Below are 26,231 nucleotides of genomic sequence, written 5' to 3'. Positions count from 1 at the left end.
AAGTCGGTTAACAACAATAATGAGTCTGCGAGGCCTTCCGTGATCCAGTTTTTACTTAACCAGGAACTCCGTAGCGAGCACGCCCTGGACCCGAATCTGACCGTGCTCAATTACCTGCGCGAACACGTGGGCAAATCCGGCACCAAAGAAGGCTGCGCCAGCGGCGACTGTGGCGCCTGCACCGTGGTGGTCGGCGAGTTGCAAACGGATGACGCCGGCCGCGAACACATTCGCTATCGCAGCCTCAACTCGTGCCTGACCTTTGTTTCGTCGCTGCACGGCAAACAACTGATCAGCGTCGAAGACCTCAAACACCAGGGCGAACTGCACAGCGTGCAGAAAGCCATGGTCGAGTGCCACGGCTCGCAGTGCGGCTTCTGCACTCCCGGTTTCGTCATGTCGCTGTTTGCCCTGCAAAAGAACAGCGATGCACCGGATCAGGCCAAGGCGCACGAAGCGCTGGCCGGCAACCTCTGCCGCTGCACCGGGTATCGGCCGATCCTCGCCGCCGCCGAGCAATCCTGCTGTGGCAAGCAACCGGACCAGTTCGATGCCCGCGAAGCCGAGACCATCGCCCGCCTCAAAGCCATCGCCCCGACCGATATCGGTGAACTCAACAGTGGCGACAAGCGCTGCCTGGTGCCGCTGACCGTCGCCGATCTGGCCGACCTCTACGACGCTTACCCACAAGCCCGGCTGCTGGCCGGCGGCACCGATCTGGCACTGGAAGTCACTCAGTTCCACCGCACCCTGCCGGTGATGATCTACGTCGGCAACGTCGCCGAAATGAAGCGCATCGAAACCTTCGAAGACCGCATCGAAATCGGCGCTGCCACCGCCCTCTCCGACTGCTACGAAGCACTCAATGCCGAGTATCCGGACTTCGGCGAGCTGCTGCACCGTTTCGCTTCGCTGCAGATCCGCAACCAGGGCACCCTCGGCGGCAACATCGGCAACGCCTCGCCAATCGGTGACTCGCCACCGCTGCTGATCGCCCTCGGCGCGCAGGTGGTGCTGTGTAAAGGTGAAACCCGGCGCACGCTGAACCTGGAAGATTACTTCATCGACTACAAGGTCACCGCCCGCCAGGAAAGCGAGTTCATCGAGAAGATCATCGTCCCGCGTGCCACCGCCGAACAGCGCTTCCGCGCCTACAAAGTCTCCAAGCGTCTGGACGATGACATCTCCGCCGTCTGCGCCGCGTTCAACCTGCGCGTGGATAACGGCGTGATCACCGACGCGCGCATGGCATTCGGCGGCATGGCCGCGATCCCGAAACGCGCCGCCCATTGCGAAGCCGTGCTGCTCGGTCAGCCGTTCAACAACGCCGTGATCGAACGCGCCTGCGACGCATTGGCCGAAGACTTCACGCCGCTCTCGGACTTCCGCGCCAGCAAGGAATACCGCCTGCTCAGCGCACAGAACCTGCTGCGCAAATACTTCATCGAACTGCAAACACCGCACATCGAGACTCGGGTGACCGCTTATGTCTAACCATCACGCCGTAGAGAAGACCCAAGCCGAATTGGCGGAACTGTTCGCCAAGGACCTGACCACCGGTGTCGGCCGCAGCGTCAAGCACGACAGCGCCGCCAAGCATGTGTCCGGTGAAGCGCAGTACATCGATGATCGTCTGGAATTTCCCAATCAGCTGCACGTTTACGCACGGCTGTCGGACCGCGCCCACGCGAAAATCATCAGCATCGACACCAAGCCCTGCTACGCCTTCGAAGGCGTACGCATTGCGATCACCCACGAAGACGTGCCGGGCCTGAAAGACATCGGCCCGCTGCTGCCGGGCGATCCGCTGCTGGCGATTGATGACGTGCAATTCGTCGGTCAGCCAGTGCTGGCCGTGGCCGCGAAAGACCTGGAAACCGCGCGCAAAGCGGCAATGGCGGCGATCATCGAGTACGAAGATCTCGAGCCGGTGCTGGACGTGGTCGAAGCCTTGCGCAAACGCCACTTCGTGCTCGACAGCCACACTCACCAGCGTGGCGATTCGGCGTCGGCATTGGCCACCGCCGAACACCGTATTCAAGGCACGCTGCACATCGGCGGCCAGGAACACTTTTATCTGGAAACCCAGATCTCCTCGGTGATGCCCACCGAAGACGGCGGCATGATCGTCTACTGCTCGACGCAGAACCCCACCGAAGTGCAGAAACTGGTGGCCGAAGTGCTCGACGTGTCGATGAACAAGATCGTCGTCGACATGCGCCGCATGGGCGGTGGTTTCGGCGGCAAGGAAACCCAGGCCGCCAGCCCGGCGTGCCTGTGTGCGGTGATCGCGCACCTCACCGGCCAGCCGACCAAGATGCGTCTGCCACGGGTCGAAGACATGCTGATGACCGGCAAGCGCCACCCGTTCTATGTCGAGTATGACGTCGGTTTCGACAGCAGCGGGCGCCTGCACGGCATCGCCATGGACCTGGCCGGCAACTGCGGCTGTTCGCCAGACCTGTCGGCGTCGATCGTTGACCGGGCGATGTTCCACTCGGACAACTCGTACTACCTCGGTGACGCGACCATCAACGGTCACCGCTGCAAGACCAACACCGCGTCGAACACCGCTTACCGTGGTTTCGGCGGCCCGCAGGGCATGGTTGCGATCGAAGAAGTGATGGACGCGATTGCCCGTCACCTCAACCTCGATCCGCTGGCGGTGCGCAAGGCCAACTACTACGGCAAGACCGAGCGCAACGTCACCCACTACTACCAGACCGTCGAGCACAACATGCTCGAAGAGATGACCGCCGAACTGGAAGAAAGCAGCCAGTACGCCGAGCGCCGCGAAGCGATCCGCCGCTACAACGCCAACAGCCCGATCCTGAAAAAAGGTCTGGCGCTGACCCCGGTGAAATTCGGTATTTCCTTCACCGCCAGCTTCCTCAACCAGGCCGGCGCGCTGATCCACGTCTACACCGACGGCAGCATCCACTTGAACCACGGCGGCACGGAAATGGGCCAGGGCCTGAACACCAAGGTCGCACAGGTGGTGGCCGAAGTGTTCCAGGTGGAAATGGATCGGGTGCAGATCACCGCGACCAACACCGACAAAGTGCCAAATACCTCGCCGACTGCGGCTTCCAGCGGTGCCGACCTCAACGGCAAGGCTGCGCAGAACGCCGCCGAGATCATCAAGCAGCGTCTGGTGGAGTTCGCTGCGCGGCACTACAAGGTCAGCGAAGAAGATGTGGAATTCCACAACGGCCATGTGCGCGTGCGTGACCACATCATGACCTTCGAAGCGTTGATCCAGCTGGCGTATTTCAATCAGGTTTCGCTGTCGAGCACCGGCTTCTACAAGACCCCGAAAATCTACTACGACCGCAGCCAGGCCCGTGGTCGGCCGTTCTACTACTTCGCCTTCGGCGCGGCGTGCTGCGAAGTGATCGTCGACACCCTGACCGGCGAGTACAAGATGCTCCGTACCGACATCCTCCACGACGTCGGCGCCTCGCTGAACCCGGCGATCGACATCGGTCAGGTCGAGGGCGGCTTCGTCCAGGGCATGGGCTGGCTGACCATGGAAGAGCTGGTCTGGAACAACAAGGGCAAGCTGATGACCAACGGCCCGGCCAGCTACAAGATCCCGGCCGTGGCCGACATGCCGCTGGACCTGCGGGTGAAGCTGGTCGAGAACCGCAAGAACCCGGAGGACACGGTGTTCCATTCCAAGGCTGTGGGTGAGCCGCCGTTCATGCTCGGGATTGCCGCGTGGTGCGCGATCAAGGATGCGGTGGCGAGCCTCGGTGACTATAAGCATCAGCCAAAGATCGACGCGCCGGCGACCCCGGAGCGGGTGTTGTGGGGGTGTGAGCAGATGCGTCAGCTCAAGACTGTGAAAGCGGTCGAAGCTGAAACCGAGCTGGCTCCGCTCTAGGACCGAGGTGCGGCCTTCGCGAGCAAGCTCGCTCCCACAGTAGATCTTCAGTGGGCACAGATTTTGTGGAAGACAGAGATCAAAAATGTGGGAGCGAGCTTGCTCGCGAATAGGCCCGAACAGACAACGATGTTGTAGGGGTGAACTATGTACAACTGGATCGACGCCCTCGCCGACCTGCAGAACCAGGGCGAACCCTGTGTTCTGGTGACGATCATCGAAGAACTCGGCTCGACCCCGCGCAACGCCGGCTCGAAAATGGTCGTCAGCGCCAGACAGACCTTCGACACCATCGGTGGCGGGCATCTGGAATACAAAGCCATGCAGATCGCCCGCGAGATGCTCGCCAGCGGTAAGCAGGACACTCATCTGGAGCGCTTCAGCCTCGGCGCCAGCCTCGGCCAGTGCTGCGGCGGCGCCACCGTGTTGCTGTTCGAACCTATGGGCCAGGTGCAGGCGCAAATCGCCGTATTCGGCGCCGGGCATGTCGGCCGCGCGTTGGTGCCGTTGCTCGCCAGCCTGCCGTGCCGGGTGCGCTGGATCGACTCGCGGGAAGAGGAATTCCCCGAACAGATCCCCCACGGCGTGCGTAAAATCGTCGCCGAAGAGCCTGTGGATGAAATCGATGACCTGCCCGTCGGCAGCTACTGCATCGTCATGACCCACAACCATCAGCTGGACCTGGAACTCACCGCCGCGATCCTCAAGCGCAACGACTTCGCCTACTTCGGCCTGATCGGCTCGAAGACCAAACGGGCCAAGTTCGAACATCGCCTGCGTGATCGCGGTTTCGACAGCGGCGTCGTGCAACGCATGCGCTGCCCGATGGGCATCGGCGAAGTCAAAGGCAAACTGCCTGTGGAAATCGCCATCTCCATCGCCGGCGAAATCATCGCCACCTATAACGCCAATTTCGGCCAGCACACCGCCAGCGCCGAACCGATTGCCAAACTGCTGCCCGTTTCCCGGCGCAGTCAGGCCGCCAAACTCAAAGCCTCAAACTGATTAGAGAACCCTCATGCCTCTGACTCGCAAAGCCTACCGCGCCGCCATCCTGCACAGCATCGCCGACCCCGCCGAAGTCGGGATCGAAGCCTCCTACGAATATTTCGAGGACGGCCTGCTGGTGGTCGATGGCGGCAAGATCAGCGCCCTCGGCCACGCCAGCGACCTGCTGCCGACCCTGCCGGCGGACATCGAGATCACCCACTATCAGGACGCGCTGATCACCCCGGGCTTCATCGACACCCACATCCACCTGCCGCAAACCGGCATGGTCGGCGCCTACGGCGAGCAACTGCTGGACTGGCTCAACACCTACACCTTCCCCTGCGAAAGCCAGTTCGGTGACAAGGCTCACGCCGATGAAGTCGCGGACATTTTCATCAAGGAACTGCTGCGCAACGGCACCACTACCGCACTGGTGTTCGGCAGCGTGCACCCGCAGTCGGTGAATTCGTTCTTCGAGGCCGCCGAGAAACTTGATCTGCGGATGATCGCCGGCAAGGTGATGATGGACCGCAACGCCCCGGACTACCTGACCGACACCGCCGAATCGAGCTACGTCGAGAGCAAGGCGCTGATCGAACGCTGGCACGGCAAGGGCCGCCTGCACTACGCGGTCACCCCGCGCTTCGCCCCGACCAGCACCCCGGAACAACTGACCCTCGCCGGCCAACTCCTGACCGAATACCCGGATCTGTACATGCAGACCCACATCAGCGAAAACCTCAAGGAAATCGAGTGGGTCAAGGAGCTGTTCCCGGAGCGCAAGGGCTATCTGGACGTTTACGATCACTACCAACTGCTCGGCGAACGCTCGGTGTTCGCTCACGGCGTACACCTGTGCGACGACGAATGTGCGCGTCTGGCGGAAACCGGCTCGGCAATCTCGTTCTGCCCGACCTCGAACTTCTTCCTCGGCAGCGGCCTGTTCAACTTGCCAATGGCCGAGAAGCACAAGCTCAACGTCGGCCTCGGCACTGACGTCGGCGGCGGCACCAGTTTCTCGCTGCTGCAAACGCTGAACGAAGCCTACAAAGTCATGCAGCTGCAGGGCGCGCGGTTGAGCCCGTTCAAGTCGCTGTACCTGGCGACCCTGGGCGGTGCGCGGGCACTGCGCCTGGAAGACAAGATCGGCAACCTGCAGCCGGGTTCTGATGCGGACTTCCTGGTGCTGGATTACAACGCCACGCCACTGCTCAGCTATCGCCTGAAACAGGCCAACAACATTGCCGAGACGTTGTTCGTGCTGATGACGCTGGGCGATGACCGCACGGTGCAGCAGACTTATGCGGCAGGGGCTTTGGTGCATCAGCGCTGAGTTTTCCCGAGGCATAAAAAATCCCCCGGCGGTGTTAGCCCCGGGGGATTTTTGTTGCCTGTCAGACCGTATTCGCGAGCAAGCCCGCTCCCACAGAGGATCTCAGTCGATGCCAAATTTTATATTCACTGAAGATCCAATGTGGGAGCGGGCTTGCTCGCGAAGGCCGCGACTCGGTATCAGTCAGAGTTTCGCCGCAGGGCGCCCAGGCTTCTTGGTCTGCAACAAATGCGAGAACACCGCATGCAAATCATCCGACGCACTTTCCTCATCGAGGTTGAGCTTGCTGTCGATGTGGTCCATGTGATGCATCATCAGGTCCACCGCCAGCTCACCGTTGCGCGCTTCGATGGCGTCGATCAACTGGGTGTGCTCGTCGTAGGAGCAATGCGAGCGATTGCCGCTTTCATACTGGGCGATGATCAGCGAGGTCTGCGAGACCAGGCTGCGCTGGAAGCTGATCAGTGGCGCGTTTTTCGCCGCCTCGGCCAGTTTCAGGTGGAATTCGCCCGACAGACGAATACCGGCACCGCGATCGCCACGGGAAAAACTATCGCGTTCGTCGTTGACCATCTGGCGCAATTCGGCGATCTGCTCGGCAGTGGCGTGCTGCACGGCCAGTTCGGTAATCGCGCGCTCCACCAGACGGCGGGCCATGAACACCTGACGCGCTTCTTCAACGCTCGGGCTGGCGACGACCGCGCCACGGTTCGGCCGCAACAGCACCACGCCTTCATGGGCCAGACGCGACAGCGCGCGGCGAATGATGGTGCGGCTGACCCCGAAGATTTCCCCCAGCGCTTCTTCGCTCAATTTTGTGCCGGGCGCCAGACGCTGTTCGAGAATGGCCTCGAAGATATGCGCGTAGACAATATCGTCCTGGGTTCCGCTGCGGCCGGCTTTGCCTGCTCGCGGTTGTTTCTTGAGGGGTTGCAACTGTTCGTTCATGGGCACTCGAGTCGGGAGAACTGCGGCGAATAGACCGTGACTGTAATACGGCACAGTAGGTCGCTGGCAAGTATCGCGTAAAAAACAGCGCGATTGTACACAATGGATGGTGGCAACACGACTGTATGGCTGTTTGTGACCACGGCTGTATTGCAACGATCCGTTACGATTGAGTTTAGGCTTGATCGCAGAATCCGCTGCCAGAACAAAAATCCCCCTGTGGGAGCGGGCTTGCTCGCGAAGGCGGCGTGTCAGGCGACATCTGCCTTGAATGACCCACCGCTTTCGCGAGCAAGCCCGCTCCCACTGGGTTCAGCGTTGCTACGGACATCTCCATCTGTATAAGGAACACCGCCGTCATGAACGACACCGCCTACACTCGCCTGCGCCCCTTCGCCGACACTTCGCCCTCAGCGATCGTCGCCGGTTTCATCGCGATGATGACCGGCTACACCAGTTCGCTGGTGCTGATGTTCCAGGCCGGGCAAGCGGCGGGTTTGAGCAGCGCGCAGATTTCCTCGTGGATCTGGGCGATCTCGATCGGCATGGCGGTGTGCTCGATTGGCCTGTCGTTGCGCTATCGCACACCGATCACCATTGCCTGGTCGACACCGGGTGCAGCCTTGTTGATCACCAGCCTGGGCGGCGTCACCTATGGCGAGGCCATCGGCGCCTACATCACCTGCGCGGTGCTGGTGACGATTTGCGGCCTGACCGGCAGCTTCGAACGCCTGGTGAAAAAGATCCCGGCGTCGCTGGCAGCGGCGCTGCTGGCGGGGATTCTGTTCAAGATCGGCAGCGAAATCTTCGTCGCCGCGCAGCACCGCACCGGGTTGGTGTTGGGGATGTTCTTCACCTATTTGGTGGTCAAACGCCTGTCGCCGCGTTACGCGGTACTGGCTGCGCTGCTGATCGGCACTGCGCTGTCAGGTTTCATGGGGCTGCTGGATTTCAGCGGTTTCCATCTGGAAGTGGCGACGCCGGTGTGGACCACTCCACACTTCTCGCTGGCCGCGACCATCAGCATCGGCATACCGTTGTTCGTGGTGGCGATGACCTCGCAGAACATGCCCGGCATCGCCGTGCTGCGGGCCGACGGCTACAACGTGCCGGCCTCACCGCTGATCACCACCACCGGCATCGCCTCGCTGCTACTGGCGCCATTCGGCTCCCACGGCATCAACCTCGCGGCAATCAGCGCGGCGATCTGCACCGGGCCGCACGCCCATGAAGATCGCAACAAGCGCTACACCGCCGCGGTGTGGTGCGGGATTTTTTACGGGATCGCCGGGGTGTTCGGCGCTACGTTGGCGGCGCTGTTTGCCGCGCTGCCGAAAGAACTGGTGCTGTCGATTGCCGCGCTGGCGCTGTTCGGCTCGATCATCAATGGCCTGAGCATCGCCATGACCGAGGTCAAGGAACGCGAGGCGGCGCTGATCACCTTCATGGTCACGGCGTCGGGGCTGACGCTGTTTTCCATCGGCTCGGCGTTCTGGGGGATTGTCGCGGGGGTACTGACCTTGCTGATCCTCAACTGGCGCAAAACCCAGGCATAAAAAAACGGCGACCCTCAGGTCGCCGTTTTTTTCAGTATCACTTAGCCGCGTTGATCGGCTTTTCCGGATACCAGACGTCCAGCAGCGGGCTGACGGTCATGCCGGTCAGTTCGCTACGGTTTTTCAGCCAGGCTTCAACGGCAGCGCGCTGCTCTTCGTTGACCGAGCCACGCTTCTGCAGGCAAACCAGACCGAAGTCATCGCCGCCAACATAACCCAGACCGTTGGCTTCCATGGCTTCTTTGATGAATGCTTCGAGGAAAGCGTCAATGGCTTCTTCGGACAAGTCTTCTTTGAAGTCCAGGTTCAGTTCGAAACCCAGCTCTTGGAATTCATCAACGCACAGTTTTTTGCGCAGACGCTGGGAACGGTTAGTCGCCATTGGAACAATCCTCTTAAGTAATAACGGCCGGCACTTTACCAGCTTAAGCGGTCAATTGCCCGACTCTCTGGGCGCGGCGGCCGACCGCCTGTAAAAAAAATAACGAAATGGCCGCCTCGGGCAAGGCACAAGCTGTTACACCTTGGGGCATAATGCCGACACTTTCATGACCACTGAGGGCTTTTTCATTCATGCCTTCGTTATTTTCCCCCTCTTCTGCAGGGTTCTATTTCATATGATCAAATCGTTGCGTCCTCTCTTTCTCGCCGGCCTTCTCCTGCCCCTGGCCCTGCCGGTTGCCGCGACCACCATCAATACCGCCCTCACCCCCAACGTCGAAAAAGCCCTCAAGGCCAGCAAACTGCAGCCAACCGCGCTGTCGCTGGTGATGATCCCGCTCGACGGCCCGGGCAATCCGACCGTGTACAACGCCGACGTCTCGGTCAACCCGGCCTCGACCATGAAACTGGTCACCACCTACGCTTCGCTGGAAATGCTTGGCCCCAACCATCAGTGGAAAACCGAGTTCTACACCGACGGCGACCTGAGCGGCGGCATCCTCAATGGCAACCTGTACCTCAAGGGTGGCGGCGATCCGAAGCTGAACATGGAAAAACTCTGGCTGCTGATGCGCGACCTGCGTGCCAACGGCGTGACCCAGGTCACCGGCGACCTGATCCTCGACCGCAGCTTTTTCATCCAGCCACAACTGCCCGAATTCAACGACGACGGCAACGACGAGAACAAACCGTTCCTGGTCAAACCGGACTCGCTGCTGGTCAACCTCAAGGCCCTGCGCTTCGTTGCACGAAATGACAGTGGCCGGGTGCTGATCTCGGTGGAGCCGCCGATTGCCAGTGTGCGCATCGAAAACACGGTCAAGGCGCTCAACTCCAAGCAGTGCACCGGTGGCGTGCGCTACAACCCGGTGACCCAGGCGGACGGCAGCGTGACCGTGACCGTCGCCGGTCAATTGGGCGAGGGCTGCAGCTCGCAGACCTACCTGTCGCTGCTCGACCACGCGACCTACACCGCCGGTGCCGTGCGCGCGATCTGGAAAGAACTGGGCGGCAGCATCCAGGGCAAGGATCGCCTCGCCGCGACCCCGAGCAGCGCCAAGCTGCTGGCCCGCGCGTACTCGCCGGATCTGGCGGAAATCATCCGCGACATCAACAAATACAGTAACAACACCATGGCGCAGCAGCTGTTCCTGAGCCTCGGTCAGAAGTACCGCAACGAAGCCGACGGTGATGACGCCAAGGCTGCGCAACGCGTGGTTCGCCAGTGGCTGGCGAAGAAAGGCATCACCGCGCCGCACCTGGTGATGGAGAACGGTTCCGGGCTGTCGCGCGCCGAACGCGTCAGCGCCCGCGAGATGGCCAACATGCTGCAAGCCGCCTGGCATAGCCCGTACGCCGCCGAGTACATCAGCTCGCTGCCGATTGCCGGCATGGACGGCACCATGCGCAAACGCCTGAAGACCACCGCGATGCGCGGCGAAGCCCACGTCAAGACCGGTACCCTGAACACCGTACGGGCAATTGCCGGCTTCAGCCGCGACGTCAACGGCAACACCTGGGCGGTGGTGGCGATCCTCAACGACAAGGCCCCGTTCGGCGCGTCGTCGGTGCTAGATCAGGTGCTGCTGGATCTGTACAAGCAGCCGCGCCTGCCGCAGACGGCTTCGGCGCTGTAAGCACCAAGTAAAAGCCGTTCCTTTGTGGCGAGGGAGCTTGCTCCCGCTTGAGTGCGCAGCGCTCACAAGATTTTTGGGGCAGCTTCGCTGCCCAGCGGGAGCAAGCTCCCTCGCCACAAAACAGGGTTCCACAGGGGATTGGCGTAACGGCTCAGCTCATCTGCTCGACCCGGTCGCGCCCGCCCTGCTTCGCCGCATACACCCCCGAATCCGCCCGCAGTAGCAGCGCATCCGCACCCTCCCCCGGGCGCCAGCTGGCGATGCCGAAACTGGCCGTCACCACCCCGACCACATCCACCGGCGCACTGCGCAGGCCTTGCCATAGCTCCATGGCGAGGATGTACGCGTGCTCGCCGTCGATGTCCGGGCACAACACCATGAACTCTTCACCGCCCAGGCGGCAGAACACATCGGTTCGGCGCAAGCGATGAGCGATGCGTTCGCACACCGCCTGCAGCACCCGGTCGCCCACGGCATGGCCGTACTGGTCGTTGATGCGCTTGAAGTGGTCGATGTCGAGCATGATCACCGACAGCTCGCCGCCGCCACGTTCGACCCGGGCCATCTCGGTGGTCAGGCGTTCCTGGAAGTAGCGGCGGTTGTGAATGCCGGTCAGTGAGTCAGTGACCGACAGCGCCCGCAGTTCCTCTTCGACCCGCTTCAGATCGGAAATGTCCGAGATGTAGCCGTGCCACAGCACGCCGCCGCCCGGCAGTTCTTCCGGCGTCGCCTCGCCGCGCACCCAGCGCAGGCCGCGCTCGGGCAACTGCACGCGGTACTCCTCGCGCCACGGGCTGAGATTGTCCGCCGAGGCGCGGATCGAGGTGCGCACGCGGGTGATGTCCTGCGGATGGATACGGGTGAAAATCGCCTCGGCATTGAGCAGCAGCACGTCCGGCTCCAGCTCGTAGATCTCGCGGATGCCGTCGCTGGCGTAGATCACGCTGAAGCGCCCGTCGAATTCCATCTTGAATTGATAGATGCCGCCGGGCACGTGGGCGCTGAGTTTTTTCAGCAGTACATCGCGCGCCGCCAGTGCTTCGTGCACACGCTTGCGCTCGGTGATGTCGATGCAGATCGCCAGATGACCGACCCACAGTCCTTGCTCATCGAGCACCGGGGTGGCAAGCATGTTCACCGGCAGATGGCTGCCGTCGCTGCGTACCAGCGTCCACTCGCGCGCCTCATGACCGCCGACTTCGCCACCCTCGACCAGCATCGCGTGGCAGGTCGGAATGCTCTTGCCGTAACGCGCACTCAACTCCGCCGAACGCGCGGCCAGCTCTCGCGGCAGATGCAGGTTTTCCAGCGTCATATGCCCGACCACGTCAGCGCTGCTGTAGCCGAGCATCTGTTCGGCGCCAGGGTTGAAGGTGTTGATCACCCCGCGCAGGTCGGTGGCAATGATCGCCACCTGCGTCGCGGCATTCAGCACGCCGCGCAACTGGCCGTGGGTGCCGCGCAATTCCTGCTCCCGGGCGTGCAGTTCCTGGGTGCGCAGTTCGACCATGCGTAAGGCGCGTTGACGCTGGCTCACCAACACATAGAGCAATGCGCTAAGCAACACACTCAGCAGCGCGCCCAGCACCACCAGGCTGCTGATTGACGAATGGTTGGCCTGCAGAAAGGCTTCGCTGGGCTGTATGTCCACCTGATAGTCATGGTCGGCCATGCGCAACAACTGCGTGGCCGACAGATCACTGGCCCCCGCCTTGTTGGCCGACTCGTAAAGCACTTCATGCTGATCGTCGGTGGACAGGTCGAGAATGCGTACGCTGAGGAAATCCTGGTTGTCTTCGGGCAACCCGTCGGCCAGCAACTGCTGCATGCTGATCACCGCCATTACATAGCCTTCCGGCGGACTTTTCGGTGCCCCTTCGCGAGTGACTGGCGCCACCAGCAATACGCCCCGGGCATACGCCGGATCAACGCCCACCAGATGCAACGGCTGGGACACCACCATGTGCCCGGTACGGTCGGCGCGCTCCAGTGTCGCCCGGCGCAGGGGTTGCGCCAGCAGGTCGTAACCCAGTGGCGTAGGCAAGTGGCTCTGACTCTGGGTGTAGATCACCGGCACATATTCGGGGCGATCACCGGCTGCCTGGAGCTGGTCGTCAGCGGTCAGTTCACGAAAGGTAAAGGTGCTGAAACCTTCGTTGCGCACCGCTTGCTCAACCGCCGGGCGCTGGGCACGACTGACCCGCGGCGCATAGGAATAGGCCTGGGTGCGTAATAAAAGAGGTTTGGCATAGCCATCGAATTCGCTGCGTGAGACCGAATCGGAGTTGGCGAAGAAGCGGCGCAGGCCGTCGAGGCGCTGCTCCTGATCCTGGAAACGTTCTTCGATGCGGCTGTAACGCTCATTGGCCAGCAGCTGAAAGCGTTGATGCAGTTGATGATGAAACTGAGTGAGGGTGGCCCAGGCGAGCAGCCCCGTGAGAATCCCGCCGGCGAGCAATACCAGCAGCGCGACCAGCCAGGCCGAGACTTCTTCGCTGATAAAACCCAGTATCTTTGGGCGCACGGGGTGCAACGACATAGGGGCAACTCACGACGCCACTGTTTCAGGGAAAAACCCCATTGGCCATGAGTTGAGTTATAGCTATTAGCCATTAATTTGGCTAGCTCTGATCGGATCCAAGAGCCTTTTAAAATCAAGGCTCTGTGGATCCAACCAGGTCAAGCGTCAACGAGCCGTGATTTTCCAGGCGCGGTGAATCTTGGTGTTGCGGGCAAAATCCGGATCGATGGTCTGCGCGCTGATTTCCTCGACCGCGTAACGCTCTGCCAGGTTCTCCTCCAACTGGAACTTGCGGAAGTTGTTCGAGAAGTACAGCACGCCACCCGGGGCCAGGCGCGCCATGGCCAGATCGATCAACTGCACCTGATCACGCTGCACGTCGAAGATGCCTTCCATGCGCTTGGAGTTGGAGAAGGTCGGCGGGTCGATGAAGATCAGGTCGTACTCTTCACGGCAGCTTTCCAGCCACGCCATCACGTCGCCCTGCTCCAGACGGTTCTTGTCGGAGAAACCGTTCAGCGACAGGTTGCGGCGCGCCCAGTCCAGATAAGTCTTCGACAGGTCGACGCTGGTAGTGCTGCGCGCACCGCCCTTGGCCGCGTGCACACTGGCGGTCGCGGTGTAGCAGAACAGATTGAGGAAGCGCTTGCCGGCAGCCTCTTTCTGAATGCGCATGCGCATCGGCCGGTGGTCGAGGAACAGACCGGTGTCGAGGTAGTCGGTGAGGTTCACCAGCAGCTTGACGCCGCCTTCGCTGACCTCGTTGAACTTGCCCTGCGCCGCCTGACGCTCGTACTGCTTGGTACCGCTCTGACGCTCGCGGCGCTTGACCACCACGCGGCTCTTGTCGACGTTCAGCGCCTGCGGAATCGCCGCCAACGCGTCGAACATGCGCGCCGAGGCTTTTTCCGGATCAATCGACTTCGGCGCCGCGTATTCCTGCACGTGCACCCAGTCGTGATACAGGTCGATGGCCATGGCGTATTCCGGCATGTCGGCATCGTAGACGCGGTAGCAGTCGATGCCTTCGCGCTTGACCCACTTGCTCAGCGCCTTGAGGTTCTTTTGCAGGCGGTTGGCAAACATCTGCCCGCCTTCGCTCAGGCGCGGCTGCTCGATCACTGGCGCCGGGGCGGGCGTCGGTTTGATCGGGTTGCCGTTCTTGTTGAACTTGCGCTCTTGCGGCTCGTTCGGGGTCTGATCGTAAGCCGCTTGCTCACGCTCGGCCTGACGCTGTTCCGGGGTACGCCGCTCGCCCGTGACGAACTGATCCGGCAGCACTTTGATCAGCAGCAGCTTGCACGGCAGTGCGCCGTTCCAGAACGAATACTGCTTGTGGCTGCGAATGCCCATGCGCTTGCCCAGATCCGGCGCGCCAGTGAACACCGCCGCTTCCCAGTTCAGGCAGGCCTGACGCAGACGCTCGCCAAGGTTCTGATAGAGGTAAAGCAGACTGGCTTCGTCGCCCAGACGCTCGCCGTACGGCGGGTTGCAGATCACCAGACCTTTCTGGTTCTGATCCGGACGCGGCTCGAAGGTCGCGACTTCGCCCTGATAGATCTTGATCCACTCGCTCAGACCGGCGCGCTCGACGTTGTTGCGGCCCGGTTGAATCAGGCGCGGGTCGGCTTCGTAACCACGAATCCACAGCGGTGGCTTGGCCAGACCGGCAGCGGCGCGCTCAACCGCTTCTTCATGGAGTTTTTTCCACAGCGCCGGGACGTGGCCCAGCCATGCGGTGAAGCCCCACTGCTCACGGCGCAGGTTCGGCGCCATGTCGGCGGCGATCATCCCGGCTTCGACGAGGAACGTACCGACACCGCACATCGGGTCAGCCAGCGCGCCACCTTCGGCCGCAATGCGCGGCCAGCCGGAACGGATCAGGATCGCTGCCGCGAGGTTTTCCTTCAGCGGCGCCGCGCCCTGCTGCAGGCGGTAACCGCGCTGGTGCAGGCTGTGGCCGGAAAGGTCGAGGGACAGGATCGCTTCGCCGCGATCCAGGCGCAGGTGAATGCGCAGATCCGGGTTGAGCTTGTCGATGCTTGGGCGGTCGCCCTGCGGGGTACGCAGTTTGTCGACGATGGCGTCTTTGACTTTCAGTGCGCCGAAGTGGGTGTTGTCGATACCCGAACCGTGGCCGCTGAATTCAACGGCCAGGGTGCCGTCGGAGAGCATGTGATCCTGCCACTCGACGTCGAGCACGCCGTGGTACAGGTCTTCAGCGTCTTTCATCGGGAAGCGCTTGAGCACCAGCAGCACCCGGTTGGCCAGACGCGACCACAGGCACAGGCGATAAGCGGTTTCCATGGTGGCCACGCCACGCACGGCGGAGGTGTGCTCGCGAGCTTCTTCAAGGCCAAGCCCGACGGCTTCCTCGATAAGCAGGCCTTCAAGGCCTTTGGGGCAAGTGAGGAAGAGTTCGAAACGATCGGACATGGTATTTCCAGAGCCTTTGGCTAGTGAATCGACAACGCATTGCCGATCCGGTTTTCAATCAGGCGCTTTTCTAAAAGAGCGCCCGCGTGGCACGAAGGTGTGCCGTTCCATCCCCGCTGCTCGGGTTAAAAGAGCTTAGATGCCGGGACAGATAAAAAAGTTGATGAAACAAAAAGTCTTAAAGCGACCCTTCGTCGCTTAGTAACCGAGCGTAAACGTGGGTCATTCTCACTAAAGGATTAACCCCATCATCCAGCGCGGGGCCGATCATACCGGGGTTTGGTGAAAATTCGTTCATGAAACCACTCGTTACTTATGGCTGTAGCACTATTTTCGTTACGTCCTTATGACAAAACGATCATTCCCTCAATGTGACTCATTGGTTAGAACTGGACACAGGTTGACGTCGCAACGGCGTCAACACCTTGGCTCGCCACGCCGGCAGCGAGCCGCCCAACGGCAGAGTTTTTTCTGCCAGACCTCGGTTGAGGTCAACGCGACAAAAACAGTCAACAAGTGAGGGAAACACCCTATGAGAAGACTTAAGCGTGATCCGTTGGAAAGAGCATTTTTGCGCGGATATCAATATGGCGTTGGTGGCAAATCCCGCGAGCTTTGCCCATTTACTCTACCGTCGGTACGCCAAGCCTGGATCAACGGCTGGCGAGAAGGACGCGGCGACAACTGGGACGGTATGACCGGCACTGCGGGGATCCACAGACTCAACGAACTTCACGCCGTCGGCTAACACAGGGCACTTATTGCAATACGACAATCTGAATTTATAGCGACTTACCATGCACGTCCTTCCCGGACGGCGGGCTGCGGCCCAGGGGCTCCTTCGAGGAGCCCTTTTTTATGCCTGAAAATGCAATCCCCTGTGGCGAGGGAGCTTGCTCCCGCTCGGCTGCGCAGCAGTCGCAAATGCTGAATCCTCGCGACCTGAAAAACCTGGGGCTGCTTCGCAACCCAGCGGGAGCAAGCTCCCTCACCACAGAGCCCTCAGAAAACCTCAGCGCAGCGCGGCGATGGCGTCGACCGATTCGCGAATCAGCGCCGGGCCCTTATAGATGAAGCCCGAGTAAATCTGCACCAGACTCGCACCCGCGGTGATCTTCTCCGCCGCATGCTTGCCTTCAGTGATCCCGCCCGCCGCGATGATCGGCAAACGACCACCCAGCTCAGCCGCCAGTACCTTAACGGTGTGGGTGCTCTTGTCGCGCACCGGAGCGCCGGACAGACCGCCCGCCTCGTCACCATGCTCCATGCCTTCGACGCCAACGCGGCTCAGGGTGGTGTTGGTGGCGATCACCGCATCCATCCCGGTTTCGATCAGTGCCTGGGCAACCTGCGCGGTTTCTTCGTCGGTCATGTCCGGGGCAATCTTGATCGCCAGCGGTACGTGCTTGCCGTGGCGCAGGGCCAGTTCGGCGCGGCGCGTGGCCAGATCCGCCAGCAACTGCTTGAGCGAATCACCGAACTGCAGGCTGCGCAGGCCCGGGGTGTTCGGCGAGCTGACGTTGACCGTGACATAGCTGGCGTGGGCATACACCTTGTCCAGGCAGATCAGGTAGTCATCCACTGCACGCTCGACCGGGGTGTCGAAGTTCTTGCCGATGTTGATCCCCAGCACGCCCGTGTATTTGGCCGCGGCGACCCGCGCCAGCAGGTTATCCACACCCAGGTTGTTGAAGCCCATGCGGTTGATGATCGCCTCGGCTTCCGGCAGGCGGAAGATCCGTGGTTTCGGGTTGCCCGGCTGCGGACGCGGGGTCACGGTGCCGATTTCGACGAAACCGAAACCCAGCTGCGAGAAGCCATCGATGGCCGCACCGTTCTTGTCCAGACCGGCCGCCAGACCCACCGGGTTCGGGAAGTCCAGGCCCATGACCGTCACCGGCACATTCGCCGGCTTCTTGCACAGCAAGCCGTTGAGGCCCAAACGCCCACCCGCGCCGATCAGATCAAGCGACAGATCGTGGGAGGTTTCCGGAGAAAGTTTGAACAACAGCTGACGGGCCAGGGTGTACATGGGCGGCGATGACTCGGGCGGCGAAAAGAGGTGGCGATTATAGCCGGGCTTATGGCTTCAACACCAAATCGCAGACAAAGAAAAGCCCGGCCTAGGCCGGGCTTTTCTCAAAGCGGCGAGCTAATTACTTAGCTTGAGCTTCAACCTGCGCTTCTACGCGACGGTTTACAGCGCGGCCAGCTTCAGTGCTGTTGTCAGCAACTGGGCGGGTTTTGCCGTAGCCAACCGACTGAACGCGGGACGATTCAACACCGTACTGCTGAGTCAGAACTTTCTTAACAGCGTCTGCACGACGCTGAGACAGTTTCTGGTTGTAAGCGTCAGGACCGACGGAGTCAGTGTGACCTTCAACAGTGGTGTGAGTCGCTGGGTACTGCTTCATGAAGTCAGCCAGGTTCTTGATGTCAGCGTAGCTGTTAGGCTTGACGACCGACTTGTCGAAGTCGAACTTGACGTCCAGCTCAACACGAACAACTTCAGCAACTGGAGCTTCAACTGGAGCTTCTGCAACTGGCTCTGGAGCTGGAACTGGAGCCGGAGCTGGCTTGCCGCCACCACCGAAGTTCACACCCAGGCCAACCGATGGAGCGTAGTCCCAACGGCCGTTGTCCAGTTTGTAGTCAGCTTCTACGCCAGCACGGGCGAAGAAGTTTTCAGCGAAGTAGTACTTAACGCCAGCGCCAGCAGTCAGGAAAGTCGACTGGTCACGACCAGTGTGACCGTCGTCTGCAACGTTGGTCAGGGTGCCGTGCTTAACGCCACCTTCAACGTATGGACGCAGAGCGTCGCCAGCGTTGTTGAAGTGGTACTGAGCGGTCAGACCGAAGTTGTCGCCGCGCAGTTTCTGGCTACCGGTACCGTCGTTCGAACGGGTGTGGTTGTTACGATCCCAGCCGAAGTTGATCGAGACGTCGTCGGTCAGGAAGTAACCGATTTTGGCGCCTGGGTTGAAGCCGTCTTCGACATGGTCAACGCTGTCGTTGTACTGCTTCTTGTAGTTGATCTCGCCTTCAACTGCGCCTTGGCCTTGTGCCAATGCGCCGAACGAAGTAGCGGCAATAAGAGAACCAATGGCCAAGCCCAAGGTGTTTTTCAGTTTCATCCGTTAAATCCCCATCTGGTGATTGTGAAGCAGTCCCGCAAACCGGGGGACAACTCGGCGGCAAGTCTATCAGAACTTGCCTACACGTAAGAGATATTTGCGCTGAACTAAGTTTCAGCAATGCCTGCAAATTTCTCACGTAATTTGTCTAGAGCACGTTTGTACCGCATTTTTGTCGCACTCAAACCCATGTGCATGATGTCTGCGATTTCCTGAAATTCAAGCTCTGCGACAAATCGCAGCACCAGAATTTCACGGTCAATCGGGTTCACATACACCAGCCAGCGATCGAGTCCGCCCTTCTCCTCGGGTTTCGGCGCCTTTTCTTCCGACGCTTCTTCCAGGGGGTCCAGACTCAAGGCGTCCATCAAGCGACGCTTTCGCCGTTCTTTCCGATACTGCGTGATGCATTCGTTGTAAGTGATGCTGTACAGCCAGGTTTTGAACTTCGATTTCCCCTCGAAATTCTTCAGGCCGTACAGCACCTTCAGCATCACTTCCTGACAGACATCGTCTGCGTCGCGATCGTTCCCAAGATATCTCGCACAAACGTTAAATAATGTTCGCTGGTAACGCCGCATCAGCTCTTCATAGGCGCGCGTTACGTGAAACAGCTCGGTATGCGAGCGCGCGACCAACTCCTCATCAGAGAGCTCACGGGGGTCATAGCGCGTGGATAGCGTTTGGGCTTTATTCAAAACAAGTCGTGCCGACAGTCAGGTCAATGTCCGCCGCTACCCTCTCAGGGCATTTTGCGGCGGCATACATTAGCAGGGTTTGCCGGGTTAGCGGCTACTCACATGCTGTTCCAGCAGGATCCGATTGGAGAGTGAGACTAGCTCACCGTCATCGGTCAGCAATGTGGTTTTAACCGTGCCGATCTCTTCGATCTGGCCTTCGACCTCGCCAACACGCACTTGTTGCCCAACCTGATACAACTCACGCACATAGATTCCCGCAAGAATCTGACCGGCAATTTCCCGGCTTCCCAATCCCATCGCCAGCGCAACCGCCAGACCAACGGTAATCAATACAATGACAATTACATGGTTAAGCAGGTCGGTCTTGACTTCAAGCTGACTGATCGCGACCGAGATGCTGATGATGATCACCAGCCCCTGGGCAATTCGGCCCAAACCTGAAGCGTAGTCCAGCCCTACGCCTTCTGCCGCGCCGCGCACCAGCCCGTTGGCCAGCTGCGCAAGCAATACGCCCACCAGCAACACCAGCGCGGCGCCGAAAACTTTCGGCAAATACAACGCCAGCATGTCCAGCGTAGCTGAAACTCGCTCAAGTCCAAGGGACTCTGCCGCGGAAACCAGAAAAATCAGCAAAACGAACCAGTAGACGATCTTGCCGATCAAGGTCGAGATCGGCACCTGAAGCCCGGCGCGCGACATCAACTTGGTCAGTCCGGTGCCGCCCATCAGGCGATCAAGGCCCAGTTTGGCGAGCAATTTGGAGAGCAAGGTATCGAGCAGCTTGGCCACCACGAAACCCAACAGCAGCACCACCAGTGCGCCGAACAGGTTCGGAATGAAATTAGCGACTTTGGTCCACAACGCAGTCATTGCAGTGACGAGGCTCTGAGTCCAGAGATCAAGTTCCATATTCAATCAGCCTTATCAGCAGTGCGAGCGGTAGTTTTACGAAGACGGGAAACCGGCGAAACGTGGGCCGATCCATTATTCAGGGCGATCATCAGCGCGGGCAGCCAGCGGCCCAGCAGGCTGAACAGATCACCGGCGCCAACCTGGCGGTTGGCGGTTTTGAGCACGCGACCCAGGCATGCATCGTCGTCACGGCTGGACGGCGAGGCGTTGAGCATGTCGCGCAAAGACTGTTCAAACGGATCGTGCATACGCACCTCTCGTGATGTCTGTGAAAGACGCGGGCAAATTTGGTCGGGTCACATATTGCATATTCATACCCAGCGCAAACGGCGGAATAACCACCATTGACCAAAGGCCATCGCCAACACCGTCAGACAGGCGATCAGGAAGCCGTAAGGGCTGCTCGAGAACGGAATTCCGCCCACGTTTATGCCCAACAGACCGGTGAGAAAACTCATCGGCAAAAAAATGCAGGTGATGATGCCGAAGCGATACATCGTGCGATTCATGCGCACGTTCAAACGCCGGTCTTCAGCCTCCAGCACAAGCCCCATGCGCTCTCGAGTCAATTCGAGCTCTTCGAGATAGCGGGTCAGGCTGTTGTTCAATTCGTTCCAGTAGTCGGCGTCATCGTCGACAAACCACGGCAGTTTTATCCGCGTCAGCTGTCCGAAAATATCCCGCTGCGGCGCGAGGAAACGCTTCAGTCCGGCAGCCCGGCGGCGGATGTGCAAAATCGAGCCATGCTCGGGGGTATACCGTTCGTCGGCATCCAGCCGCTCTTCCTCTTCATCGACCAGTTCCGACAGGCACGTGACCAGATCCTGCACCTTGTGGGTGAGGAATTGCGCCAGATACAGGATCAGTTCGGAGGACGTTTTCGGACCTTTGCCCTCGCTCAACAGCGCCAACAACTCATCGGTGGCGCGCAGCGGGCGCAGACGCAGGGAGATGATCCGTTGCGCCGAGGCGAAAATCCGCACCGAAACCATGTCTTCCGGCTCGGCACCTGGATTCAGGTTGACCCCGCGCAGAAACAGCAGCAGTTCGGCATCGGGCAATGGCAACAGGCGCGGCCGAGTGTTCTCTTCCAGCAGCAGGTCGCAGGCGAATTCATTCAGGCCGCTGGATTTGCGCAGCCAGGTCTGGGTTTGCGGATGACTGCGATCCCAATGCAGCCACAGACTCTCATGGGCCTGTAGCTGCAGATCGTCGAGCTCGGTCCTGGCTATCGAACGCGCACCGCCCTTACCGTCCAGCACCAGGGCATGCACCAGCCCCCACTGCGCGTTTTCTTCCTCGAACATCCGCATCCCTTTGTTCTGCCGCTGTTTATTCAGGCATCTTCAGCGGGCTCGGCGAGATGATCACGCCGTTGTTGTCCGCATAAATGTACTGGCCCGGGTGGAACGTCACGCCGGCGAAAGTCACCGGTACGTTAAGGTCGCCGAGACCGCGTTTTTCGGTCTTCATCGGATGGCTGGCCAGGGCCTGGACACCGAGATCGGTCTGGGCGATGACGTCGACGTCACGAATGCAACCGTAGATCACCAGCCCTTCCCAACCGTTTTTCGCGGCTTTCTCGGCGATCATGTCGCCCAACAGCGCGCGACGCAGCGAACCGCCACCATCGACCACCAGCACCTTGCCGTCACCCTTGAGTTCGGCTTGCTCTTTGACCAGCGAGTTATCTTCGAAACATTTGATGGTCACGATTTCGCCGCCGAAAGAATCACGGCCGCCGAAATTGCTGAACATCGGTTCCAGCACCTGCACCAGCTCCGGATAGGCGTCGCACAGGTCAGGCGTGAGGTAATGGTTCATCGAGAAACTCCTGTTAAAGGAAGACGATCTAGGATGCCGCATTCTTTTGAGACGAGCTCCGGCAGTCGCTGTTTACCCTGATTCATGCAATGTTCGCTGAATGAACCTGAACATACGCTGAAACGTAATAGCTAAACAGCCACCATTTATGACCAGAACCGCACAATGCGTCATATCTTAGCCGCAAGCCGACCTGAGCGAAATGCCCTTTTCAGAGCCTTGGCCTCAACCCGCGGCCGCCAGATCAGGCTTGTCGCCGAGCAATGGCGTCTGTTGATCCTGCAGCCAGCGCGCCACCAGCGGCCAGACTTCGGCCTGTGCAGCCTTGCTTACCAGCATCTCGACATGACCGAAATTGTCACTGAAGCCCTGCTCACGCCCCAGATTGACGAATTGCTTGCGTTCGGAACCGATCTGCTCGAACAGCTTGCGACAGGCCCACGCCGGATCCTGATGATCGCCCGCCGCCGTCACGGCCAGCACCGGCACCTGAACCTCGGCCAGACCGGCCCACCAATCCTTGTCCTTGTCACCAAAACGTCCAAACAAGCCGTACCAGCGCATGCTTTCCAGCGCCAGGCCGATCGGCTCGTCCTCCGGGCCGCGCTTGAGGCGTGAGCCGGACAATTGCGCGAAACGCTTGAGAATGAAGCGCCCGCTCCACTCCACCGGTGGAATCTTCAGCGGCCAGTACGTGCGACTGACCTGCGTGCCGAAAAACGCCGCCGACGCCACGGCGGGCTCGCCGAGGTATTCGCCACCCAGCGCCGCCGCCAGGGTAATGCCGCCCAGCGAATGGCCGATCCAGTGTGGCACCTGCCCGCTCTGCTCGCGCACGAACGCGGCAATCGCCGGCAGATCGTACCGGGCGTAGTCAGCCACGCGGTTGCGGCGGTAGTCCTGGTTGCGCTGCGACAGGCCATGGCCGCGCATCTCCGGAATCCATACATCAAAACCCAGACGCGTCAGGTACGCGCCCAGCCCAAGGCCCTTGGGGGAAAACCAGAAGCGTCGATTGGAAAAACTGCCGTGCAGCAAAATCACCGGCACGCCGCGCGGTGTCGTGTCATCGGCCATGCCCAGGCGGGTCACGGCGATTTCCACGGACCAGTCGGGACTGTTGCCGGGTTTCAATCGATACACATCTTCGCTCAGATCACCGCGACGTTCGGCGCTGATCAGGGCGACAGGAAACAGGTTGCTGCTGCTTTGCATAATGCTCTTGCACAAAAAAGGGCGGCATCTACAGGAGCCCGCCCTACTCAAATCTCAAAGCCCCCGACCTTTGTGGGAGCCGGCTTGCTCGCGAAAGCGGTGTATCAGCCAACATTTGTGGCGGATCTTATTCCGTCTTCGCGAGCAAGCCCGCTCCCACAGGGGAGGATGGCCGTTCACATATGGATCAAGCCTGCGCCTGACCTTCAGCGAGGAAGAACCAGGTTTCCAGTACAGAATCCGGGTTCAGCGACACGCTTTCGATGCCCTGCTCCATCAGCCATTTGGCCAGATCCGGGTGGTCCGAAGGGCCCTGGCCGCAGATGCCGATGTACTTGCCGGCCTTGTTGCACGCGGCAATCGCGTTGGCCAACAGCTTCTTGACCGCCGGATTACGCTCGTCGAACAGGTGCGCGATGATCCCGGAGTCACGGTCCAGGCCCAGGGTCAGCTGAGTCAGGTCGTTGGAACCGATCGAGAAGCCGTCGAAGAATTCGAGGAATTCTTCAGCGAGAATCGCGTTGGATGGCAGTTCGCACATCATGATCACGCGCAGGCCGTTGTCGCCACGGGCCAGGCCGTTTTCGGCAAGCAGATCGACCACCTGGCTGGCTTCGCCGAGGGTACGGACGAACGGCACCATGATTTCGACGTTGGTCAGGCCCATCTCGTTGCGCACGCGTTTCAGTGCGCGACACTCGAGTTCGAAGCAATCGCGGAACGCTTCGCTGATGTAACGCGAAGCGCCACGGAAGCCCAGCATCGGGTTTTCTTCTTCCGGCTCGTAGAGCTTGCCGCCGATCAGGTTGGCGTATTCGTTGGACTTGAAGTCCGACAGACGCACGATGACCTTCTTCGGCCAGAACGCTGCAGCGAGGGTGCTGATGCCTTCCACCAGTTTTTCGACGTAGAAGCCGACCGGATCGTCGTAACCGGCGATGCGCTTGTCGACGCTGTCCTTGATTTCCTGCGGCAGGCCGTCGTAGTTCAGCAGTGCTTTCGGGTGCACGCCGATCATGCGGTTGATGATGAACTCCAGACGGGCCAGGCCGACACCGGCGTTCGGCAGCTGCGCGAAGTCGAAGGCGCGGTCCGGGTTGCCGACGTTCATCATGATCTTGAACGGCAGCTCCGGCATGGCGTCCACGGAGTTCTTCTTGACGTCGAAGCCCAGTTCGCCTTCGAAGATGTAACCGGTGTCACCCTCAGCGCAGGACACGGTCACGCCCTGGCCATCCTTCAGCAGTTGGGTGGCGTTGCCGCAACCCACAACCGCCGGAATCCCCAGCTCACGGGCGATGATCGCCGCGTGACAGGTACGCCCGCCACGGTTGGTGACGATGGCGCTGGCGCGCTTCATCACCGGTTCCCAGTCCGGGTCGGTCATGTCGGAGACCAGCACGTCGCCGGCCTGGACTTTGTCCATTTCCGAGACGTCCTTGATGATCCGCACCTTACCGGCGCCGATGCGCTGGCCGATGGCACGACCTTCCACCAGCACGGTGCCGGTTTCTTTCAGCAGGTAACGTTCCATGACGTTGGCCTGGGTGCGGCTCTTCACGGTTTCCGGACGGGCCTGCACGATGTACAGCTTGCCGTCGTCACCGTCCTTGGCCCACTCGATGTCCATCGGGCAGCCGTAGTGCTTCTCGATGATCATCGCCTGCTTGGCCAGCTCGCTGACTTCGGCGTCGGTCAGGCAGAAACGCGCACGCTCGGCCTTGTCGACATCGACGGTCTTCACCGAACGACCGGCCTTGGCCTCGTCGCCGTAGATCATCTTGATCGCCTTGCTGCCGAGGTTGCGACGCAGGATCGCCGGACGACCGGCTTCCAGCGTGCCCTTGTGCACATAGAATTCGTCGGGGTTGACCGCGCCTTGGACGACGGTTTCGCCCAGGCCGTAGGCGCCGGTGATGAACACCACGTCACGGAAACCGGATTCGGTATCGAGGGTGAACATTACGCCGGCAGTACCGGTTTCCGAACGCACCATGCGCTGCACGCCGGCCGACAGGGCGACCAGTTTGTGGTCGAAGCCCTGGTGCACGCGGTAGGAAATCGCCCGGTCGTTGAACAGCGAAGCGAACACCTCTTTGGCGGCGCGGATAACGTTTTCCACGCCACGGATGTTCAGGAAGGTTTCCTGCTGACCGGCGAACGAGGCGTCCGGCAAGTCTTCGGCGGTGGCGGAAGAACGCACGGCCACGGCCACATCAGGGTTACCAGCCGACAACGCGGCGAACGCGGTGCGGATCTCGGCATTGAGTTTTTCAGGGAATTCGGCGTCCATGATCCATTGACGGATCTGCGCACCGGTCTTGGCCAGTGCATTGACGTCATCGACGTCCAGGGCGTCGAGAGCCTTGTGGATCTGATCGTTGAGGCCGCTCAGTTCGAGAAAGTCGCGATAGGCCTGCGCGGTGGTGGCAAAGCCGCCGGGGACCGACACACCGGCACCCGCCAGGTTGCTGATCATCTCGCCCAGGGATGCGTTCTTGCCCCCCACATGCTCAACATCGTGTTTGCCGAGCTTATCGAGGGAAACTACGTACTCTACCAAGGTGATCTCTCCACTAACTGTGTTGGAAAAGCTCAGAAACCGGCAGCTCGGGGGAGCGTTGGCCGGCTGTATGGCCTGGACCTGGAAAATAAGTGAGAATGCGGGCCATTGGCGGCCGGCAATCGCGCCTATCA

Annotated in this window: 21 protein-coding genes; 7 read left to right on the top strand and 14 right to left on the bottom strand. The window is 60.5% G+C overall.

Features of this window, described 5'->3' with window-relative positions; genetic code table 11:
• Nucleotides 1–39 precede the first annotated feature (39 nt).
• From xdhA to guaD, 4 genes are all read left to right on the top strand, one after another.
• Complete coding sequence (xdhA, locus tag ACVHNU_RS05855) at nt 40–1,494, top strand: xanthine dehydrogenase small subunit (RefSeq protein ID WP_473019190.1); 1,455 nt, start codon at nt 40–42, stop codon at nt 1,492–1,494.
• Nucleotides 1,487–3,886: a xanthine dehydrogenase molybdopterin binding subunit gene (gene xdhB, locus ACVHNU_RS05850; RefSeq protein ID WP_262143109.1), complete on the top strand. Its 2,400-nt coding sequence runs from the start codon at nt 1,487–1,489 to the stop codon at nt 3,884–3,886. The genes xdhA and xdhB overlap by 8 nt, the downstream gene beginning before the upstream one ends.
• Nucleotides 3,887–4,033: 147 nt before the next feature.
• Nucleotides 4,034–4,891 carry a xanthine dehydrogenase accessory protein XdhC gene (xdhC, locus tag ACVHNU_RS05845; protein WP_003223314.1) on the top strand — a complete coding sequence of 286 codons (858 nt, stop codon included), beginning with the start codon at nt 4,034–4,036 and terminating at the stop codon, nt 4,889–4,891.
• Between the two features lie 13 nt (nt 4,892–4,904).
• Nucleotides 4,905–6,209 carry a guanine deaminase gene (gene guaD, locus ACVHNU_RS05840; protein ID WP_201138280.1) on the top strand — a complete coding sequence of 435 codons (1,305 nt, stop codon included), beginning with the start codon at nt 4,905–4,907 and terminating at the stop codon, nt 6,207–6,209.
• A 183-nt stretch (nt 6,210–6,392) separates the two neighbouring features.
• Here the strand turns inward: guaD and ACVHNU_RS05835 are convergent, their stop codons facing one another.
• Entirely contained in the window at nt 6,393–7,157 is a 765-nt protein-coding gene (locus ACVHNU_RS05835) for a GntR family transcriptional regulator (protein WP_007961054.1), read from the bottom strand.
• Nucleotides 7,158–7,516: 359 nt separating this feature from the next.
• On the opposite strand from ACVHNU_RS05835, the gene ACVHNU_RS05830 reads away from it, so the two are divergent.
• Nucleotides 7,517–8,713 (top strand): benzoate/H(+) symporter BenE family transporter, encoded by a 1,197-nt coding sequence (locus tag ACVHNU_RS05830; protein ID WP_103519959.1) that lies wholly within the window; start codon nt 7,517–7,519, stop codon nt 8,711–8,713.
• Nucleotides 8,714–8,750: 37 nt separating this feature from the next.
• On the opposite strand, the gene ACVHNU_RS05825 is transcribed toward ACVHNU_RS05830, so the two are convergent.
• Together ACVHNU_RS05825 and ACVHNU_RS05820 are read right to left on the bottom strand one after the other, a co-directional pair.
• Entirely contained in the window at nt 8,751–9,095 is a 345-nt protein-coding gene (locus tag ACVHNU_RS05825; protein WP_003223308.1) for a YggL family protein, read from the bottom strand.
• Between the two features lie 43 nt (nt 9,096–9,138).
• Complete coding sequence (locus ACVHNU_RS05820) at nt 9,139–9,288, bottom strand: hypothetical protein (protein ID WP_157160358.1); 150 nt, start codon at nt 9,286–9,288, stop codon at nt 9,139–9,141.
• Between the two features lie 42 nt (nt 9,289–9,330).
• Here ACVHNU_RS05820 and dacB point away from each other — a divergent pair, with 42 nt between their 5' ends.
• The gene (gene dacB, locus ACVHNU_RS05815) at nt 9,331–10,791 is read left to right on the top strand and encodes a D-alanyl-D-alanine carboxypeptidase/D-alanyl-D-alanine endopeptidase (protein WP_473019188.1); all 1,461 of its coding nucleotides are present in this window, start codon (nt 9,331–9,333) and stop codon (nt 10,789–10,791) included.
• Between the two features lie 151 nt (nt 10,792–10,942).
• On the opposite strand, the gene ACVHNU_RS05810 is transcribed toward dacB, so the two are convergent.
• Both ACVHNU_RS05810 and rlmKL read right to left on the bottom strand, forming a co-directional pair.
• Nucleotides 10,943–13,330, bottom strand: a complete 2,388-nt coding sequence (locus tag ACVHNU_RS05810; RefSeq protein WP_226500313.1) for a sensor domain-containing diguanylate cyclase — start codon at nt 13,328–13,330, stop codon at nt 10,943–10,945.
• A 147-nt stretch (nt 13,331–13,477) separates the two neighbouring features.
• Entirely contained in the window at nt 13,478–15,748 is a 2,271-nt protein-coding gene (rlmKL, locus tag ACVHNU_RS05805) for a bifunctional 23S rRNA (guanine(2069)-N(7))-methyltransferase RlmK/23S rRNA (guanine(2445)-N(2))-methyltransferase RlmL (RefSeq protein WP_003223303.1), read from the bottom strand.
• A 532-nt stretch (nt 15,749–16,280) separates the two neighbouring features.
• Here rlmKL and rmf point away from each other — a divergent pair.
• Nucleotides 16,281–16,496 carry a ribosome modulation factor gene (gene rmf, locus ACVHNU_RS05800; protein WP_003223300.1) on the top strand — a complete coding sequence of 72 codons (216 nt, stop codon included), beginning with the start codon at nt 16,281–16,283 and terminating at the stop codon, nt 16,494–16,496.
• Nucleotides 16,497–16,760: 264 nt separating this feature from the next.
• On the opposite strand, the gene ACVHNU_RS05795 is transcribed toward rmf, so the two are convergent.
• The 9 genes from ACVHNU_RS05795 to ppsA all read right to left on the bottom strand — a co-directional run bounded on the left by ACVHNU_RS05795 (nt 16,761) and on the right by ppsA (nt 26,097).
• Entirely contained in the window at nt 16,761–17,780 is a 1,020-nt protein-coding gene (locus tag ACVHNU_RS05795; protein WP_003223297.1) for a quinone-dependent dihydroorotate dehydrogenase, read from the bottom strand.
• Nucleotides 17,781–17,904: 124 nt separating this feature from the next.
• On the bottom strand, nt 17,905–18,882 hold the full coding sequence (locus tag ACVHNU_RS05790) for an OmpA family protein (RefSeq protein ID WP_003223296.1): 978 nt from the start codon (nt 18,880–18,882) through the stop codon (nt 17,905–17,907).
• Between the two features lie 107 nt (nt 18,883–18,989).
• A complete protein-coding gene (gene sigX / locus ACVHNU_RS05785; protein ID WP_011333251.1) occupies nt 18,990–19,580 on the bottom strand; it encodes an RNA polymerase sigma factor SigX in 591 nt (196 codons plus the stop codon).
• Between the two features lie 87 nt (nt 19,581–19,667).
• Nucleotides 19,668–20,492, bottom strand: a complete 825-nt coding sequence (locus tag ACVHNU_RS05780) for a mechanosensitive ion channel family protein (protein ID WP_003223294.1) — start codon at nt 20,490–20,492, stop codon at nt 19,668–19,670.
• Nucleotides 20,493–20,494: 2 nt separating this feature from the next.
• Nucleotides 20,495–20,743, bottom strand: a complete 249-nt coding sequence (locus tag ACVHNU_RS05775) for a hypothetical protein (RefSeq protein WP_003223293.1) — start codon at nt 20,741–20,743, stop codon at nt 20,495–20,497.
• 63 nt (nt 20,744–20,806) lie between these two features.
• Complete coding sequence (locus ACVHNU_RS05770; protein WP_473019187.1) at nt 20,807–21,802, bottom strand: zinc transporter ZntB; 996 nt, start codon at nt 21,800–21,802, stop codon at nt 20,807–20,809.
• 25 nt (nt 21,803–21,827) lie between these two features.
• Nucleotides 21,828–22,319, bottom strand: a complete 492-nt coding sequence (gene rraA / locus ACVHNU_RS05765; protein WP_226500316.1) for a ribonuclease E activity regulator RraA — start codon at nt 22,317–22,319, stop codon at nt 21,828–21,830.
• A gap of 225 nt (nt 22,320–22,544) precedes the next feature.
• Entirely contained in the window at nt 22,545–23,534 is a 990-nt protein-coding gene (locus ACVHNU_RS05760) for an alpha/beta fold hydrolase (protein WP_003223286.1), read from the bottom strand.
• A gap of 187 nt (nt 23,535–23,721) precedes the next feature.
• Nucleotides 23,722–26,097, bottom strand: a complete 2,376-nt coding sequence (gene ppsA, locus ACVHNU_RS05755) for a phosphoenolpyruvate synthase (RefSeq protein WP_003223284.1) — start codon at nt 26,095–26,097, stop codon at nt 23,722–23,724.
• Between the last annotated feature and the right edge of the window lie 134 nt (nt 26,098–26,231).

Source organism: Pseudomonas sp. Ors-4-3C, assembly GCF_055755035.1.
Note: the sequence above shows the minus strand (reverse complement) of the source record. Positions and strands in the feature narration are given on the sequence as shown.

Excerpts from the sequence above, each read along its gene's own strand:
- xdhB (WP_262143109.1), top strand. The coding sequence starts at position 1,487 with ATGTCTAACCATCACGCCGTAGAGAAGACCCAAGCCGAATTGGCGGAA.
- ACVHNU_RS05820 (WP_157160358.1), bottom strand. The coding sequence starts at position 9,288 with ATGAATGAAAAAGCCCTCAGTGGTCATGAAAGTGTCGGCATTATGCCC.
- ACVHNU_RS05810 (WP_226500313.1), bottom strand. The coding sequence starts at position 13,330 with ATGTCGTTGCACCCCGTGCGCCCAAAGATACTGGGTTTTATCAGCGAA.
- ACVHNU_RS05780 (WP_003223294.1), bottom strand. The coding sequence starts at position 20,492 with ATGGAACTTGATCTCTGGACTCAGAGCCTCGTCACTGCAATGACTGCG.
- rraA (WP_226500316.1), bottom strand. The coding sequence starts at position 22,319 with ATGAACCATTACCTCACGCCTGACCTGTGCGACGCCTATCCGGAGCTG.
- ACVHNU_RS05770 (WP_473019187.1), bottom strand. The coding sequence starts at position 21,802 with ATGTTCGAGGAAGAAAACGCGCAGTGGGGGCTGGTGCATGCCCTGGTG.
- rlmKL (WP_003223303.1), bottom strand. The coding sequence starts at position 15,748 with ATGTCCGATCGTTTCGAACTCTTCCTCACTTGCCCCAAAGGCCTTGAA.
- ACVHNU_RS05790 (WP_003223296.1), bottom strand. The coding sequence starts at position 18,882 with ATGAAACTGAAAAACACCTTGGGCTTGGCCATTGGTTCTCTTATTGCC.
- rmf (WP_003223300.1), top strand. The coding sequence starts at position 16,281 with ATGAGAAGACTTAAGCGTGATCCGTTGGAAAGAGCATTTTTGCGCGGA.
- guaD (WP_201138280.1), top strand. The coding sequence starts at position 4,905 with ATGCCTCTGACTCGCAAAGCCTACCGCGCCGCCATCCTGCACAGCATC.
- ACVHNU_RS05760 (WP_003223286.1), bottom strand. The coding sequence starts at position 23,534 with ATGCAAAGCAGCAGCAACCTGTTTCCTGTCGCCCTGATCAGCGCCGAA.
- xdhC (WP_003223314.1), top strand. The coding sequence starts at position 4,034 with ATGTACAACTGGATCGACGCCCTCGCCGACCTGCAGAACCAGGGCGAA.
- ACVHNU_RS05835 (WP_007961054.1), bottom strand. The coding sequence starts at position 7,157 with ATGAACGAACAGTTGCAACCCCTCAAGAAACAACCGCGAGCAGGCAAA.
- ACVHNU_RS05825 (WP_003223308.1), bottom strand. The coding sequence starts at position 9,095 with ATGGCGACTAACCGTTCCCAGCGTCTGCGCAAAAAACTGTGCGTTGAT.
- ACVHNU_RS05830 (WP_103519959.1), top strand. The coding sequence starts at position 7,517 with ATGAACGACACCGCCTACACTCGCCTGCGCCCCTTCGCCGACACTTCG.
- ACVHNU_RS05775 (WP_003223293.1), bottom strand. The coding sequence starts at position 20,743 with ATGCACGATCCGTTTGAACAGTCTTTGCGCGACATGCTCAACGCCTCG.
- ACVHNU_RS05795 (WP_003223297.1), bottom strand. The coding sequence starts at position 17,780 with ATGTACACCCTGGCCCGTCAGCTGTTGTTCAAACTTTCTCCGGAAACC.
- dacB (WP_473019188.1), top strand. The coding sequence starts at position 9,331 with ATGATCAAATCGTTGCGTCCTCTCTTTCTCGCCGGCCTTCTCCTGCCC.